The organism is Clostridium sp. DJ247 (assembly GCF_014231265.1).
This window is the reverse complement of record NZ_JABAIW010000003.1, coordinates 86,810-103,414: the sequence shown is the minus strand read 5'-3', so window position 1 is coordinate 103,414 and position 16,605 is coordinate 86,810. Positions and strand designations below refer to the sequence as shown.

General features: G+C 29.9%; 17 protein-coding genes, 1 pseudogene and 1 riboswitch. All 18 genes and pseudogenes read right to left on the bottom strand.

Annotation, left to right across the window (positions count from 1 at the left end; genetic code table 11):
* Positions 1-9: 9 nt before the first annotated feature.
* Positions 10-246 (bottom strand): hypothetical protein, encoded by a 237-nt coding sequence (locus HGI79_RS02305; protein ID WP_185649104.1) that lies wholly within the window; start codon positions 244-246, stop codon positions 10-12.
* Positions 239-739: a DUF3990 domain-containing protein gene (locus HGI79_RS02300; RefSeq protein ID WP_185649103.1), complete on the bottom strand. Its 501-nt coding sequence runs from the start codon at positions 737-739 to the stop codon at positions 239-241. Before HGI79_RS02300 ends, HGI79_RS02305 begins: the two co-directional genes overlap by 8 nt.
* A 506-nt stretch (positions 740-1,245) precedes the next feature.
* Complete coding sequence (rarD, locus tag HGI79_RS02295) at positions 1,246-2,148, bottom strand: EamA family transporter RarD (protein ID WP_185649102.1); 903 nt, start codon at positions 2,146-2,148, stop codon at positions 1,246-1,248.
* A 55-nt stretch (positions 2,149-2,203) separates the two neighbouring features.
* Positions 2,204-2,374, bottom strand: a complete 171-nt coding sequence (locus HGI79_RS23610; RefSeq protein ID WP_185649101.1) for a hypothetical protein — start codon at positions 2,372-2,374, stop codon at positions 2,204-2,206.
* Between the two features lie 87 nt (positions 2,375-2,461).
* The gene (locus HGI79_RS02285) at positions 2,462-2,611 is read right to left on the bottom strand and encodes a hypothetical protein (RefSeq protein ID WP_185649100.1); all 150 of its coding nucleotides are present in this window, start codon (positions 2,609-2,611) and stop codon (positions 2,462-2,464) included.
* A 452-nt stretch (positions 2,612-3,063) separates the two neighbouring features.
* A complete protein-coding gene (locus HGI79_RS02280) occupies positions 3,064-3,378 on the bottom strand; it encodes a hypothetical protein (protein ID WP_185649099.1) in 315 nt (104 codons plus the stop codon).
* A 12-nt stretch (positions 3,379-3,390) separates the two neighbouring features.
* Complete coding sequence (locus HGI79_RS02275) at positions 3,391-4,149, bottom strand: hypothetical protein (protein ID WP_185649098.1); 759 nt, start codon at positions 4,147-4,149, stop codon at positions 3,391-3,393.
* Entirely contained in the window at positions 4,142-4,273 is a 132-nt protein-coding gene (locus HGI79_RS23120) for a hypothetical protein (protein WP_278046673.1), read from the bottom strand. The genes HGI79_RS02275 and HGI79_RS23120 overlap by 8 nt, the downstream gene beginning before the upstream one ends.
* A 482-nt stretch (positions 4,274-4,755) precedes the next feature.
* On the bottom strand, positions 4,756-4,899 hold the full coding sequence (locus HGI79_RS22650; RefSeq protein WP_313885174.1) for a diguanylate cyclase domain-containing protein: 144 nt from the start codon (positions 4,897-4,899) through the stop codon (positions 4,756-4,758).
* A 367-nt stretch (positions 4,900-5,266) separates the two neighbouring features.
* On the bottom strand, positions 5,267-6,241 hold the full coding sequence (locus HGI79_RS02265) for a DUF6155 family protein (RefSeq protein ID WP_185649097.1): 975 nt from the start codon (positions 6,239-6,241) through the stop codon (positions 5,267-5,269).
* A 394-nt stretch (positions 6,242-6,635) separates the two neighbouring features.
* Entirely contained in the window at positions 6,636-7,073 is a 438-nt protein-coding gene (locus HGI79_RS02260; RefSeq protein ID WP_185649096.1) for a GatB/YqeY domain-containing protein, read from the bottom strand.
* Positions 7,074-7,586: 513 nt separating this feature from the next.
* Positions 7,587-8,756, bottom strand: coding sequence for a phosphoribosylaminoimidazolecarboxamide formyltransferase (locus HGI79_RS02255; RefSeq protein WP_185649095.1), 1,170 nt, complete (start codon positions 8,754-8,756; stop codon positions 7,587-7,589).
* Between the two features lie 52 nt (positions 8,757-8,808).
* Positions 8,809-8,890: riboswitch (ZMP/ZTP riboswitch) on the bottom strand.
* 237 nt (positions 8,891-9,127) lie between these two features.
* Positions 9,128-9,523: pseudogene (locus HGI79_RS02250) on the bottom strand (response regulator); the annotation flags it as partial.
* Positions 9,524-10,173: 650 nt separating this feature from the next.
* On the bottom strand, positions 10,174-10,731 hold the full coding sequence (locus HGI79_RS02245) for a prolyl-tRNA synthetase associated domain-containing protein (RefSeq protein ID WP_185649093.1): 558 nt from the start codon (positions 10,729-10,731) through the stop codon (positions 10,174-10,176).
* Positions 10,732-11,066: 335 nt separating this feature from the next.
* Positions 11,067-13,058 carry a YgiQ family radical SAM protein gene (locus tag HGI79_RS02240; protein WP_185649092.1) on the bottom strand — a complete coding sequence of 664 codons (1,992 nt, stop codon included), beginning with the start codon at positions 13,056-13,058 and terminating at the stop codon, positions 11,067-11,069.
* A gap of 553 nt (positions 13,059-13,611) precedes the next feature.
* The gene (locus tag HGI79_RS02235; protein WP_185649091.1) at positions 13,612-14,520 is read right to left on the bottom strand and encodes a PhzF family isomerase; all 909 of its coding nucleotides are present in this window, start codon (positions 14,518-14,520) and stop codon (positions 13,612-13,614) included.
* 214 nt (positions 14,521-14,734) lie between these two features.
* A complete protein-coding gene (locus HGI79_RS02230) occupies positions 14,735-16,129 on the bottom strand; it encodes a L,D-transpeptidase family protein (protein WP_185649090.1) in 1,395 nt (464 codons plus the stop codon).
* 136 nt (positions 16,130-16,265) lie between these two features.
* A complete protein-coding gene (locus HGI79_RS02225; RefSeq protein WP_185649089.1) occupies positions 16,266-16,487 on the bottom strand; it encodes a hypothetical protein in 222 nt (73 codons plus the stop codon).
* Positions 16,488-16,605: the final 118 nt, after the last annotated feature.

Sequence of the window (16,605 nt, the reverse complement as noted above, 5' to 3'; positions counted from 1 at the left end):
TCACCTTCCTTATACTTGTGGAAAGGTTATCTTTCCGTCTTTTATTTCTTCTAAAAACATTTCAAAGAGTTTCTCTGTACTATACTGCCAAAGCTTAGTTTCCTCTTGTTCCAACACTTCATATAAATGGGATGAATATAATTTTGTAACAGCATCTTTTTCAGATAAATTTAATTCAGCCGCAATTTTTTCTACAAGATCAGCGGATATGATTGGAAAGACCGCATTAAATTTATTTTTATCCATTGCTTTTTCCTCCCAAGTCTTTATAGTAGTCAAAAGAACAGAACTTTAATAATTTATCAGTATGGAATAATATTTGATTAAAGAGTTTTTCTATTTTCAATCTTTTTAAAGCTTCTTTTTTATCTAGTACACCAGTTTCAAAGAGCTTTACTGTAAGATATACATTATCATCAGCTACAGGGCCAATTACTATATCATATTCTTGTACAATTTTTTTACCTCTTCTATTTGCTGATATAAAATCTAACCATTTTTCATCAGCATATTCAAATTTTATTATTTTAAGTTCTTGTATTGCCTTTTCTATATCGAAATTGTATATTGATAAAAATTTCTTACCTGTATTATTTCTTAAACTAACCTTTTCAGCCCAACGAACTGCCTGTTCTTTATTACTTGTAGTATAAAAACCTATCCCGAAATCAAGTAGTCTATTACTTTGTAAAATCTCAGGATTTTTAACAACAATATCACTGCCGTGATAAATCTTCACTTAAATTCCTCCTGTATCTTTACCATTATAACTGATTAATATTATATTTATTATTAATATTATTTTACTCTACTAATAAACTTTAATCAATTATTAAGAGATGTAAAGTAAAGCCCTTTGAATTTAAATATTTCTATGGATCTTTAATATTTCCTATATACTCTGTTATCCACTTTTTTATCAATTCTTTACTACTATGCTCTGCCTGAAGCAATTTTAAATACTTTGCTTCTTCATCCTTTAGTTCTTTTGCTACTATAAGTTGTGTTTCTATATCTGTATTCTTTATATCATAATATCATATTGACTTTTTCTTTTGAATACACCCATCTAGATGGTTTTAACTTCGCTAAATGCTTATTCTCAACTTAAAAAAGCAAAAGCTCAACAGATTTCTTTCTGTCATACTTTTGCCTTTTGTTCATAATTTGTTTATATCCCCAGTGGATCGTTGGGACTAAGTAGCCTAAACTTACGATTAAGTTTATTGTTAACCTTAGCAACCTTTAGCTAAACTGCTTTACATCACTTAAACTTCTAGTCAAACTCATTTGCGAAAGAGAATATATAGCTAGTGCCGCCCATATAAAACCAAAGCCTATCATATCCATGGCTGTAAAACCTTCATGATACACAAAAATTCCAATAAGCAGGCTTATGGTTGGTGAAATATATTGAGTGAAACCAAGCACTGACATAGGGAGTCTTTTTGCTCTACTTGCGAAAAGCAGCAGCGGAACAGCTGTAACTATACCAGATCCTATAAGCAGAAGGATTACTACTGCACCTTCTCTCTCAAAAGCGCCCAGTCCACTAAACTGCCTTGATGCTATATATGCTGCGGCAATAGGAGTAAGCATGGTTGTTTCAAGGGTTAGTCCAACTATAGAATTAGCCTTAATGGACTTCTTAATTGCACCATATAATCCAAAGGAAATAGCTAATCCTAGGGAAATCCACGGAATTTTACCATATTGCAAGGTTTTAATTATAACACCAATAGAAGCCATAGAAAGCGCAACTCCCTGCCAAAAACTTAGCTTTTCCTTGAAAATTACTACCCCTAGGACCACTGCGAATAATGGATTAATATAATACCCTAGGCTTGAATCCACAATCTTATCTGAGTTAACAGCCCAAATGTATGATCCCCAGTTAAACGCAATCAGAATTGATGCAATAAAGATATAAAACATTTGTTTCTTATCCCTCGCTATACGCTTCAAATTTTCCCATTGTTTAGTTGCTGCAATAATTACAATCATAAATACAAATGCCCACGCAATTCTGTTAGATAAAATCTCTATTGAAAATACACTATTTATAAACTTCCAGTATATAGGCAGAATACCCCATAATACATATGCAGCAACTGCATATATTACACCAGCTGTCTTTTCGTTACTCATTTACCTTCCCTCTTTTCTATATAGTCAAAAGCATCCCTTTTAAAGTATTTATCATTTAAATATTCAAGTTTTCCAATATTTTGTTGTTGCTTATATCCAGCACTGATAAATTTTTAAGCTGACCTATCTCCTTCAGTATAACTGATATAGAGGTGTTTTCTATATATAACTCCTTTAACTTATGTAAATTACAAATGCTTGGCGGAATATTTTTGATTTTATTCATCTAAGAAACTTAAATCCATTGGCAAATGTGGGAAATCCCAATTGAAATCATTCCTCAATAATCCCTACCTTTTCATTATACAACTATCTAGTCATACCAACATATAAAAGCGTTTTCTATCTTCCAGTGCTTCCTATACAAATATCCTATTTTTACCCAAGGCTTGTCAAGTCCAAATTCCACAGCTCTCAGTATAATATGCTCAATTGCCACATCAATAAAAATTACTAATATCATAAATTAGATTATAGATAACTTTGTTTTATCTATTTCGAGAAATTAGAAAATCTATTTACTAATTATCAAAAGGTGCTTAGTTAAGAATTAACTAAGCACCTTTTGGCAATTATATTATCCTACTAATTTTTTTACCATAGGATTAATTTTTGATCTATCAAATTTAGATATTGTAAATAAGAAATGGTAAAAGCCTACCAAAAGGCAGGCTTATTTGTTATGCTCTTTTTTGTGGTGTCTCTGAATAGTTTTCAGGACAGTCCCTTTTAAATCTTTCCTATTGTTTTGTGATATTCATATATAACTATAGGTTGTAAATATTTTAATAGCAAAGAATATATTATTAAAACATAAGGATTTTGTCCAAAGATTCTTCTTCAGCTATTTACATCGGGTATCAAAGGAGAACTATTAACTAATCTTTTTGTAAAAAATGAAATAATAGTACTTTCTTAATTTTCTTTAGCTTTAAAATGCTTTTTCCTTTCTGAGTAAATGACCATACCAGCTAAACAAATTACTAATACATTTGCTGTCATTACATAAGGAATGAACATAGAATAATCTTTTTTTGGTTTTGCTGGTATATGATTGTTCACCACGTTTTCCTCGTGGTTAGTGGTACTTTCCTTATTCGTATCAGGGTTTACTGTTTTAGTAGTATTAACTTGAGGCTGTGTTTGTTCATGAGGATTTTCCGTATGTGCATAGACAGGCATTGTAAATAGAGTCAATAACAATGCAATGATTAACAAAAATTTCTTCATTTAATTTTCACCTTACCTTCTCAATTCTACAAGAGATCCTTCACGTTTAAACATTGCTGAAGTAAAGGATACTATAATTCCTACTGTGGTTAACATTAAAGCAAAGGAACTGTTCACTTCAAAATGAAGAATTCCACCGGTAATCCCACCTATGCCCATAGTTAAAAATAATAAAATAAGTGATTCCTTTAAAAAGTAATTAATTGTTCGTTTCTTATATAGGGATTCATTTATTAGTGAGCAACCAACAGCTAAAACTATTCCAACTAAAATTAACGAATAATTTGTAAACCAAATATTTATTGAGTGAACGATAGATCCAGATATAAAACTCATACCTGCAAACATACCTGTTTTAACCAAAAAGCTTATCAGAATATCTTTTATTGGCTTCATTGTATATAAAAGGGTAGTTATTAGTGAAAGAATAAAACCTGAAATAATAATAAATAATGCAAACTTTGGACCTTGCTGCCAATGAAGTATACCACCAGCTATACTTCCAGAACTTACTGCAATCAAGATAGTCACAGACTGATTACTGAAAGAAACTTTTTGCCCTTTTTCTCTATCGCTAAATATGTACTGATGCATATATGTTCCTGTTGTTGTAAGGATAAGCCCTATGAAGAACATCGCAATGTTAGTAAGAGAAAATTCTAATGCATGCACAAGGGAGCCGCTCATAAGAGTATTTCCTCCAAAGATAAAAAAATAAAGTATGTAGTCTATAGTTCTTAATTTAAAACTTTTTTTATTTTTATTATTCATGTTTTGCACCACTTTCTACGGATTCAACATACCCGCTATGTCCATTACTATTCATTACATCAAATACAATTCCATTTATAATTATCATAATTACCACTAGACAAATAACAATTATCTTTTTCATCTGATTTCTCCTTAACTAAAAAAATTTCTTTTAATACATACTTTAAATCGCCTTGTCCATTTTCCCTACTATAAACCCCTATAGTTCCTGAATAAAGCAGTAGTATCCTTTTTTCAATTACTAATCTATACGTTCCCTCCCTTTAGTAAATTTGATACCATTAGATATAAGGTTAACGCCATATTGCATCTTTATATTATAAAAAAAAGATGTGAAGAAAAAATGAAGAACCAATAACCTAAAGGAAAAAATCTTAATCCTTTAGGCTTATTATATTGGTTTAATGTAAATGATATTTGTATCATTTCCTTTTTAGTATATCTAAAAATAAATAAAGCACTAAAAGTTAACCATAAATTTAGTTGACTTTTAGTGGTTTTTCTTAAAAGACTTAGAAAGAGGCTATCTTTCCTAATAATTTTTTTAATCATTTTAAGACAGCCCTTTTAATATTTTTCAAATAGCTATTCAATTTTAACTCTTTAAAACTTTACTAGTTTACTCTTGCTATAATAAGTTCTATTTTTCCCATCTTTCTTTGCACATAATAAAGCCTTATCACAAGCTTCAATAATCTCATGAACATTTTGCCCATCATCAGGGTAACTAGATACGCCTAAAGAAATAGTTATCTGCGGATATGGTGAATTATCTAAGGTGTTGTAGACTTAAGTATTGAATTAAATAAACTTTATGGTTACGGTATTATCAAAGATGGGAAAATACTTGGTGTTATTGAAGTTGTTGATGATATCAAAACAGCTAATTTAGATGAAATTAGACAGAAGTATATAAGATAACCAAATATACCACAAAAACTAAGTTGAATGCGTAAATCTATGCATTCAACTTTTTATTAACAGTGTAAAATACTATACCTACTTGTTATACTTTTACCACTGCCACAAGAACATGACTCGTTGCGTCCTACTTTTATACTTGCAACTAGCGAATATTATCCTTAACAAATATTCTAATTTTTTCCATACAGTTTTATTCTCTTATAAATTCTGTCCCACATATTTTACAAATAACTCTGTCTACAAAATCTAAATTAGGAACTTCCTTAATATATAGCTCATTGCTGCCACATTTTCTGCATTTTCCTTCAGTATATTGCCAATAATCATTCTCCATTTCATAACAACATTTTTGCCATAAAATGAATTCTATAAGTTCTGTATCATCTCCTGTTGTATTCGAAATGAAGTCACACTCATCATCATTACTATAGCCTATGTATTGTGCCTCCATCTTTGCAAGAAAGATTTCATTTGCATCTATAATTTCACTTACCACCTTATCAATACTCATTTTTTCATCAAAATAAGGAACATTATTTCTTTTTCTAAGTCTGTCTGATATATATTCTTTTATCTGCCTTAACTCATTCTCATCAGTATCAATATCATCTAAACCAATCCACTTTATTTCATAATACATACTGCTAAGAGCATCATGAAATCCCCACCCTATTCCACTAGTATCATCAACTACAGCTTTTAACCTATCTCTTAAGATACTGAAAATTTCCGAATTTTTATGTTTATTAATAGAATTTACTACAGATTGGTACATACTTTCAATACTATTATAAAAACTTTCGTCAATATCTCCATATGTATTGGTAAACTCAACACCCATATCAACATAATAAAGCATTAAGTCAATTAAGAGTCCTTCATCTGAACATAACTTTTTAAAATGGTTAACCGCTTTTCTTGCTTCTCCTATTTTAAGTTGTGCTCTCATGTTTTTGGGAAAGAACACATCATGAATCTTATTTTTATAAACTTCAAATATTTGTTCAATTGTATCCTGATTTGCATATCTAACAGTTATATATTCCTTTACCTGTGGAATAGTTTTATAACTATCTATAAGCAAATCTATCAATGTTTCTCTGCTTTCTTGTTTAAGTATCTTCTTTACTTCTGTTACGCTTAATAAGTATTCATTCTTTTTCATATTTTCATCTCCGTTATTCATATTAACTAACTTTGTCTTCTGATTCCTTGGCACCTTTCCAGCATAATTGGTTATAATGTAAATGTTAACTCTAATCAATTATTACTTTTAATATAATGGTTATCCCAGAAAGCTACTACTGAAAACCCTTTTCTTTGTTCTCCTGCTCTTGCCGCTTATATAGCCGCATTGAGTGCAAGTAAATTTGTTTGAAATTCTTCTGTTGCAATATTAATACTTTTATATTCTTCTAAAAATTTACCTTTTACGTTATAACTTCTTTAATAAATATTTCTTTTCCTTTTATCTATTTCGAGAAATTAAAAAATCTATTTGCTAATTGCCAGAAAGGTGCTTAGTTAAAAATTAACTAAGCACCTTTCTGGCAATTATATTATTCTACTAATTTTTTTACCATTGGATTAATTTTTGATCTATCAAATTTACCACTAACCTTTGGCATAATTTCTTTCATTATTTTTCCCATATCTGCTGCTGTATAATTGCCATTAGTTATAATTTCTTTTAACATTGCTTCTACTTCATCTTCACTTAACTGTTCTGGAAGATATGGAGTTAAAACTTCAAGAGCAAAATTTCCTTCTGCTATTTTTTCTTCGTTATTTGCTTGTTTTGCATATTCTAATGTTTCTTTTGTTTGTTTTATACTCTTTTCTATTATTTTTATAACACCTTCATCAGAAATAGTTTGCTTTTCATTAACTTCAAAGGCTTTAATCTCAGCATTTACTAATCTTAAAACACTTACTTTTGCCTTATCCTTTGCCTTCATTGCTGCTATTTCATCTTTTTTTATTAATTCCTTTAACATAATCTTTAGTTAGTAAACTTTGTCTACTAACTGTTCACCTCTTTTCTCTAGAATAATTTACATATTTTATATTATACTATTATTTTAAATAAGGTCAAAATTTATTAAAAATAAAACAACCTGTGGAATGGGTGAAGAATAATCTTTTAACGTATTCAGCCATATTCTATTGGTTTTTACGCTCTAATTAAAGATATTAAATATCTTTAATATATATATTAGAAGGATACAAATGAAAAAGATTGAAGAACTAGAAAAAAAGCCGATTGTGAAATTGCTTGTACAATACTCAATTCCCGCGGTACTCAGTTTATTGGTCAATTCTCTTTATATCGTTGTCCACCGGATTTTTAACGGTTACTGCTCCAAATCCATTTTCAATTAATATTAAAATAGATATAAAGTAAAATGAACAAAATTGTCCTAACGGGCAATTTTGTTATTTCATTACAATTTCATATTTCAAAAATGTTAACTTATAACTTGATTATTTACCGTAAATGTTATTTTAATTTAATGATGAAATAATCTTAAACCAGAGTAGGTCATAACCATACCATATTCATTACATGCTTCTATTACAATATCATCTCTTAATGAACCACCTGGTTGAACAATAAACTTTACTCCACTTTGAGCAGCTCTATCAATATTATCACGGAATGGAAAGAATGCATCTGAACCTAGTGAGACTCCATTCAAAGTTAAAAGCCATTTTCTCTTTTCTTCTATAGTTAATTGAGTTGGTATTTCTTCAAAAATATCACTCCAGCTTTCTTTTTCAATTTCAGTTACATCGTCTCTTAAAAACTGATCTATAGCATTATCAATATTAGGCTGTGATATACCTTCTTTAAAACGTAAGTTAAGTACAGTAGGATGCTGTCTTAAATACCATATATCTGCCTTTGATCCTGCAAGTCTTGTACAGTGAATACGAGATTGTTGTCCTGCTCCACACCCAATAACCTGACCACCAAAAGCATAACATACTGAATTTGATTGAGTATATTTAAGAGTAATCATAGCTATAATTAAATCTCTTTTTGCTTCTTCCGGAATTTCTCTGTTATTTGTTACTATATTATTCAACATATCATAATTAACTAAGATATTATTTCTATTTTGCTCAAATGTAATTCCATAAACATCTCTACTTTCGAGATCTTCTGGTTCATAGTTAAAATCCATTTCAATTATACAGTAGTTACCTTTCTTCTTATTCTTTAATAACTGTAATGCTTCATCAGTGTATCCTGGAGCAATTATCCCATCTGAAACAGATCTGCTCAAAATTGTTGCTGTAGGTAAATCAACGATATCACTTATAGCAACCCAATCACCAAAAGATGAAATTCTATCTGTACCTCTTGCTCTTGCATAAGCAGAAGCCACAGGAGATAACTCAATGTCTTGAACAAAATATGATTTTTTCAAATCATTACTTAATGTAACCCCTACTGCTGCCCCTGCTGGACTAACATGTTTGAAAGAAGCAGCAGCCGGTAAATTTAATGCTAATTTTAACTCTTTAACTAATTGCCAAGAATTAAAAGCATCTAAAAAATTAATATATCCTGGAGTTCCATTTAATATCTTAAATGGCACTTTTCCTTGCTTTGGATAAATTTTAGCTGTTTTTTGATGTGGATTACATCCATACCTTAGAATAAACTCTCTCATTAATAATACCTCCATAATTATGTTTTAAAAACAAAAAACGCCTGGATAAATATTATTTTACCCAGACGGTCGATACTTTTCTTAAATCATGCTTCCTATGGTTAATTCCATTTCCGCCAGTTGCATAATTTTTTTAGTTGCCCAAGCAACTAGAATTATATACTATAGGATGTTCCAACACCCTATTCTTGTTTCTTTATTACTCAATTTATATTATATCATAATTTATCTAAAATGAGCGTATCAAATTCTGAACTAAATTAAAATTAATCACCGTTTATGATATGGTTTACTGTAATAGATATAACAAGTATTCATGATAAAAAGTGGTAGTTAACTTAAATAACTACCACTTTAAATTTATAAATATATTAGATTTTACAAATGTCATTTGCAATATCTTCTATTTCACTATCATTATCAATTAACTGTATTATTTTTTGATAGCTAGCACGAATAGTGGGAAGCTCATCTAAGTTTACAATATCGGAAGCAGAGAAAAAATTTAATTGCTTAAGTCTTTCTTCTGTCTGAAAAATCTTATCACAAAGTGCTAAAATATTTTGATCCCATGGTTTTAAAATACATGTTTTAGCAATATTTCTTTTAATTGCATTAAATACTATTGGATCTTCTTCTTTTTCACCTAATATTACTCTTACAATGTTAGGGAATTTTTCTTTTATTTTTAGCAAAAGACTTTTTCCATCTGGCATAATCATTTTAAAATCAGCAAATATCATATCTATGTTTTCATTTTGCAATAATTGAAGGGCATCTTATGCATTAGCAGCAGTAATTACATCGTAATTCTTTTTTAAAACTGATGCAGCTTTTTCTATTTCAAAAACATCTTTATCAATTAATAGGATTTTACTAAACAAGCCTATCTCCTCCACTAAAGAAATACTATTATAGATATTGTTTTAAGTCTTAACAATCACTGATATGTTAATTATATATTAGATATACCAATATGTCCAACTATTACACTCTAAGTGGGTCTTGAAAGTCTGGCAACAACCCTTGCCATTGAACTATCAGCTTCTCCAAAATCTCATCCCCTTTTTAGTATAGATTGTCACGCCCGAAATTTAACTTATACTCCGGGATATATTACCATGCTTTGTCACGTTAAATATTTCTAATTAGTCTAAAGCTTAAATTTGGTAAAAATCTAAGAACTTTGATAAACTCGCTATGCTCAGTCCGGACCAACTTATCAATTACCATTGATAAGTCGCTCGTTGAAAGCCATTTAGGCTTTCAACCATATTCAAAGTTCTAAGATTTTTTATCAAATTTTCGCTAAGACTAATAAAAAATATTTAAATGTGACTTCAGCATTGGTAATATACCCCTACGTATAAGTTAAATTTAAGTTATGGTTATCTATAAAATAATTATGTAAATATCCCTATTCTCCTGTTAATTGCACATATCTTTGGACATGTCCTGTATGCGGAAGGAACTTATCCATAATGTCTTTCGTTCTAATCTTAAGACTGGAAGTATTAATACAGGGATGACACCCCAAATATTCTACCTTTATAACATCTTCATCAATTAAAAGATTTACGTTCCGGTCTGTATCATTCATAAGTCCCATAATGCTCACAGAGCCGGGCGTGATATCAAGATATTTTTCCATATACTCTGCTGGTGCAAAAGATAAGCGAGAAGATTGAATCTGCGCGGATAACTCTTTTGTCTTAAACTTTTTATCCCCAGGCATCATAAGCAAGTAAAAGTCAGTTTTCTGGCTGTTACACAGAAATAAATTTTTACAAATGGTAATGCCCAAGAGCTTTTCTACATCATGACAGTCCTCAATGCTTGCTGTTACATCGTGATCTATACGACTATAAGGGATATGAAGCTTCTCCAGCAAATCATAAACTGCCATCTCCTTCAATAAGCGAGAACCTACTGGTTTCGTAGTATAAATAGTTGGATCGATATATATCTGTGACATTAGTTACACCTCTCTTTTTAAAATATTGTATCATAAGTATCAAGAATCTTGTAAAATTTTTCTGCCAAAATACTTACAAATACCTCTCTTTATATCACCACTTCATTTTTACGGAATCCGCTTGTTTCATATTCATGCAGGTTTTCAAAGGCTATAATATTTATACCACGAAATGAAGTATGTGTAGAAACAAGAAAAATACTGCATAATTTGTACATATATAAATACGAAATATGCAATTTGGTTTTATAAATTTAAAGCCAATGCTTCATTAATTAAGCACTGGCTTTTTTTCTTAATTTTTATTGTATTTCTAAAATAACTTTTTTTATAAACTATCTTCTTTTTCCTCTACTTTTATTATCTCTTCTACTTACAGTTTTGCCTCTATTTATAGTTTTTTCCTTAACCTTACCTTGTCTACCTGTAGGTTTGTCTTTACCCTTACCCTGCTTAACTGCAAAGTTATCTTTGCCTCTTGTTCCTCTTAATGTAACTTTTCCACCACTATGCTCTGCTTTATTTCGCTTTTCCCTTGGCTTTATCAGACATTTTGGTCCAAAGCCAATAAGATCTTCTCTACCAGCTTGTACTAAAGCATCATGTACCAAATCGTATTTCATAGGATTTCTATATTGAAGTAAGGCCCTTTGCATAGCCTTTTCATTTTTAGTTTTTGGAATATATACTTCTTTCATAGTGAAAGGATCAAAACCAGTATAAAACATTGTTGTTGATAGTGTTCCAGGGGTTGGATAAAAATCTTGCACCTGTTCTGGTTGATAATGAATATCCCTTAGATATTCTGCCAGTTCTATAGCTTCTTTCAATGAGCTTCCAGGATGACTGGACATTAAATAAGGTATTATAAATTGCTTCTTTCCTGCTCTCTCAGTTATTCTATAAAATTTCTCCATGAACTTATCATAGGTTTTTCCCGCTGGTTTTCCCATAAACTTTAAAACCTTATGTGAAACATGCTCTGGTGCTACTTTTAGCTGTCCGCTGACATGATGGTTAATAAGTTCTTTTAAGAATGTATCATTTTTGTCCGCCATAATATAATCATATCTTAATCCTGAACGTACAAAAACCTTTTTAACCTCAGGTAATTCTCTTAACTTTTTAAGCAATCTTAAATATTCCGTATGATCTACATCTAAATTTTTGCAGGGACTTGGGTGTAAGCACTGTTTATCCTTACAAGCACCGACCTTAAGTTGTTTCTTACATGCTGGGTATCTAAAATTGGCTGTAGGTCCTCCAACATCATGGATATATCCTTTAAAATCTTCAAACTTTGTAATTTCTTTTGCTTCTTCTAATATTGACTCTTCACTTCTACTTTGTACAATTCTTCCTTGATGGAAGGTTATAGCACAAAAGGAGCAGTTTCCAAAGCAGCCTCTCGAACTTACTATGCTAAACTTAACCTCTTCTATCGCTGGTATTCCACCTAGCTTTTCATAAATAGGATGATAATTTTTTTGATAAGGTAAAGAATAAACCTTATCCAGTTCTTCTCTAGTAAGCGGCATCTCTGGTCTATTCTGTACAACATACTTGTTTGTATGCTTTTGTACTATAGTATTTCCTCTAACAGGATCTTGCTCTTCATACTGTATTTTAAAAGCCTCTGAATATTTAACTTTATCTCTACACACATCTTTATAGGAGGGTATTTCAATATAGTCATATACCTCTTCTAAGCTATCTATCACATAGCATGTCCCCGGTACATGTCTGATATATTTTATATCTAAGCCATTGTTCAGATTATCTGCAATCTCCACTACTTGTCTTTCACTCATGCCATAAACTAATAAATCGGCTCCACTGTCAATTAGTATAGATTTTCTTACCTTATCACTCCAATAATCGTAGTGAGCAAATCTTCTTAAGCTTGACTCTACTCCTCCAATCATAATAGCAATATCTTTAAAGGCTTCTCTTATTCTATTACAATAAACAATTGTGGCTCTATCCGGCCTTAACCCCATTTGTCCTCCCGGTGAATAAAAATCCTTATCTCTCAATTTTTTACTCACAGTATAATGGTTTACCATAGAATCCATATTACCTGCATTTACTAAGAAGCCTAATCTAGGTACCCCTAGTTTTTTAAAATCTTCTGCATCCTTCCAATTGGGCTGAGCTATTATCCCTACTTTATATCCTGCATTTTCAAGCACTCTGGAGATAATTGCAGTTCCAAAACTATGGTGATCTACATATGCATCTCCCGTAACTATAATAAAGTCTAACTGTTCCCAGCCTCTATCTATCATATCTTGCCTGCTAATGGGCAAATACTTATTATCCTTCATATTTTCACCTTCTTTTATATCTACAATGATTAAATATTAAACTCTTATTCAAACTACAATTATAACACTTTTTGCGACATAATTCTTTAAAAAATTTATATCTTAATTACTATTAAATATGAATTCTACAAGAGGGTTTCATTTACAAATAAAATATCCTGTAAGCAGGAGTTGAAAGTTCCTGCTTACAGGACGTTTTGCTGTGGGTGTGTTCTGTTTTGTCTTTTATTATTCTTTACGCAATTACTATGATGGATTGTATTATAGCGGTATTTTATTATAGGTAAAAAATTGATTACTGACATTAATAAAATGTATTATTTATGAAAAGAATATTTGTTATCCATAATATTTTACCACTACGTAGTAATTTATTTTATATTATACCATTAAATTACATAAGAATAATAGGCACTAAAATTATTTAGCCTCTATTAAAATGTTATTATATGAATAGTTTGTATCTAAATCGATGCAGGCTTTAGTTGTTTTGCAAAATATTCAGATTGTAAGCTAACCTAAGTAGTAATACCGTGACTACAAATTTAAATAATTATTTCAATAACAACTCAGATTTAAATGCTATTACAGCATTTCCTGAAATTTTGACTTCTACAGGTTTATTATTTTCTATAATTACTTCCACTTCAATAGTACCTGAACGTTTTATAGCTTCGCCTTGTCTAGCTTTAAATTTAAATAGAGTATTATTATGATTGATCAATTTATGGTGAACCAAATATGCACCCAAAGGACCGTTGGCATTACCAGTTACAGGATCTTCATTAATACCTATAGCAGGAGCAAACATTCTACCGTGAACCAAAACATCACTATCCTGAGAGTTAACTGTGAAAACGTAATATCCATTGCATTTAATTATATTGCTTAATTTAGAAAGGGCATCATAATTAGGTTGCATTTCATTTAAGGTTGCAATGTTTTTTATGCCAACCATAACCTTAGAATGACCTGTTGAAACAATCTGAATTGGATAATCTTCTAATAAATCGTCATCACTTACATTTATTGCTGATAAAAGTTTTTTTCTATTTATTCCTTCAATTATATCGCCAAATTCAATTTTCCCTTGCGTCATAGTTATTTTGTAATCTTTGTTTTCTTTCACTATATCAACAGGCAGAATCCCTGCACCTGTCTTATGATAAACCCTTGAAGTGTTAAGTGTATTTTCAATAGCGCGGGCATAGTGAGCAGCAATAGTAGCATGTCCACAAATTGGCACTTCATTTGTTGGTGTGAAGAACCTTATATGAACATCATACTCATTACTATTTGAAGAAAAGATAAAAGCTGTTTCAGAATTATTAAGTTCCCTAGCTATTTTCTGCATTTCATCTGAAGTTAATCCATCAGCATTTGTTATAACTCCAGCTGGATTTCCAACAAATTTATCCTTAGTGAATGAGTCTATTTGATATAAATTATATTTTCTTGTCATGCTTTTCCCTCCTATCGGTTATGAATTTATAGATTGCAATTCAGTCTTTCATATATGGAAATTATACCACATTTTGTAATCTAAACATCAATATTTTCTTTAAAACACCGTAAAATTCAATTTTGAATAATACAGTGTTCTAGCAAATCCTTCATGATTTTCAGTTATGACATTTCAATTTTAAATTTTATTCTACTCTTTTTTAACTTTGTTTCTATTCTTCATAACAAATAATAGGAGTTCCATCTTCTATATTATCAAAAATTGTTTTAGCTAAATATAATGGCGCATTTACACATCCATGGGTTCCATTTCTCTTATATATATCTCCTCCAAAGGAATATCTCCAGCTTGCATCATGTATTCCTATATTTCCGTAAAAAGGCATCCAATAAGTTACTTCAGCTTCATAATTTGGTCCACTTAAAGTTGCCCCATTTTGTTTATAATTAAGCATATAAGTTCCAACCACAGTAGAACATCCTTTACTAGGATTTCCTGTTACTACATCCCCTTGAGTTATAAGCTTTCCATCTTTATAAAACCATAAATGCTGTCTTGTTATATTAATTTCTACATAAGTATTGCCTATTTCATCTTCACCCCTAGGTAAAGCCTTTTGAATATATATAGTTTCTTTTTCAAGTACTTTACCAAGTTTTATATTTTCTAATAATGCTTTTGTTTCAGCAGAACAATTAATTTTCCATCCATAAAGTCCACCCTTAACTTCTACTATTTTACCTATAGATGTTTTAAAATTTCTTGCTATTCCAACTGTATCATATTTTTTACTCAATCCTTGCACATATTCCTTAACTGCTTTTTCATTTATTGCCGCTTCTAAATTTTCGTCAACACTAAGCCATTCATTTATTGTATTCCCATCTAATATTTCATTTTCACTCCCAAATATATAAGTGATTTTTGTTGATACATACTTATTTAGTAAATTCTTAGTTTTAGAAGTTTTATCAGAACTTAGAGTGTACTTTGGATTTTCGTAACAAAGTTTTTCATTTAAATCTAATTTTGTTTCTCCTTCTAATATGCTCATTTTTATAGCTTCATTTAATTTACCTTTATTTATCTTATTTCCATATACTTCTCCAATCACCTCATAAGAACCATTTAAATACTTAAAACTTACATTTTTGGGTTCTATAATAGCTTTATTCAAACAATTTAATTGGTTTATTTTATCTTCCAAGTTATCTTTATTGTAAATAAATAAATCATTTACATAATATTTTTGATCCTTTAATAGTGAAATAATCCATTTAAATGGACTTTTCCTATGATAAATTTTAGAAATACTATTTTTTTCATTGTATTGCATTCCTATATCTTGTCCTATTATTTCTTCTACTTCTCCACTTCTCTCTATCAACTGTAGCTTATAATCCTTAACATAACTTCTAATTATATCATCTGCATCATTATATGCTTTTAATGAAACATCTGCTCCGTTTATTGTTGTATTAAAAAAGAAATGATTAGTAAAGTATACTGAAATAAGTAAATATAATAGTAAAATTGAAGCTATTAGAATAATAATATTTCCTGTATTCTTACTTTTAAAAAGCCTTTCTATATTAATATTCTTCATACCGATTTATACCTTTCATCAAAAATACTTTCATTTAAAAATAATAACTAATTTAAAATATGTTTGTATTTTTGATTTTAAAACTTAAATTTCGTTTTCCATAAATTTTCCTGATAAACTAAGTGACTTGTTTGTTCTAAGCCATTGTAATTGATGGCTCTACAACCATGTCTTTTGTATACTGTCCTTTAGTAGTATCCAATTGATTTTTAGCATTTACACCATAATTAAAAACAAAATTGAAATCCTTTGGTTTTGATGCTGGCAACTGATTTTTAGTGCTTGTTGAGTTACAACTGGCAAGTGAAAATATAATTAAAAACAAACATAAATATACTATTTTTTTAAAAAAACTCATGACAATCACTCTTTTAGGTATCTAATGTATAATCCTATATACCGATTGATTTTACTTATCTTACACATATACTACATATAATCTATGTAGTATATAATTTATTTAATTGTGTATAACC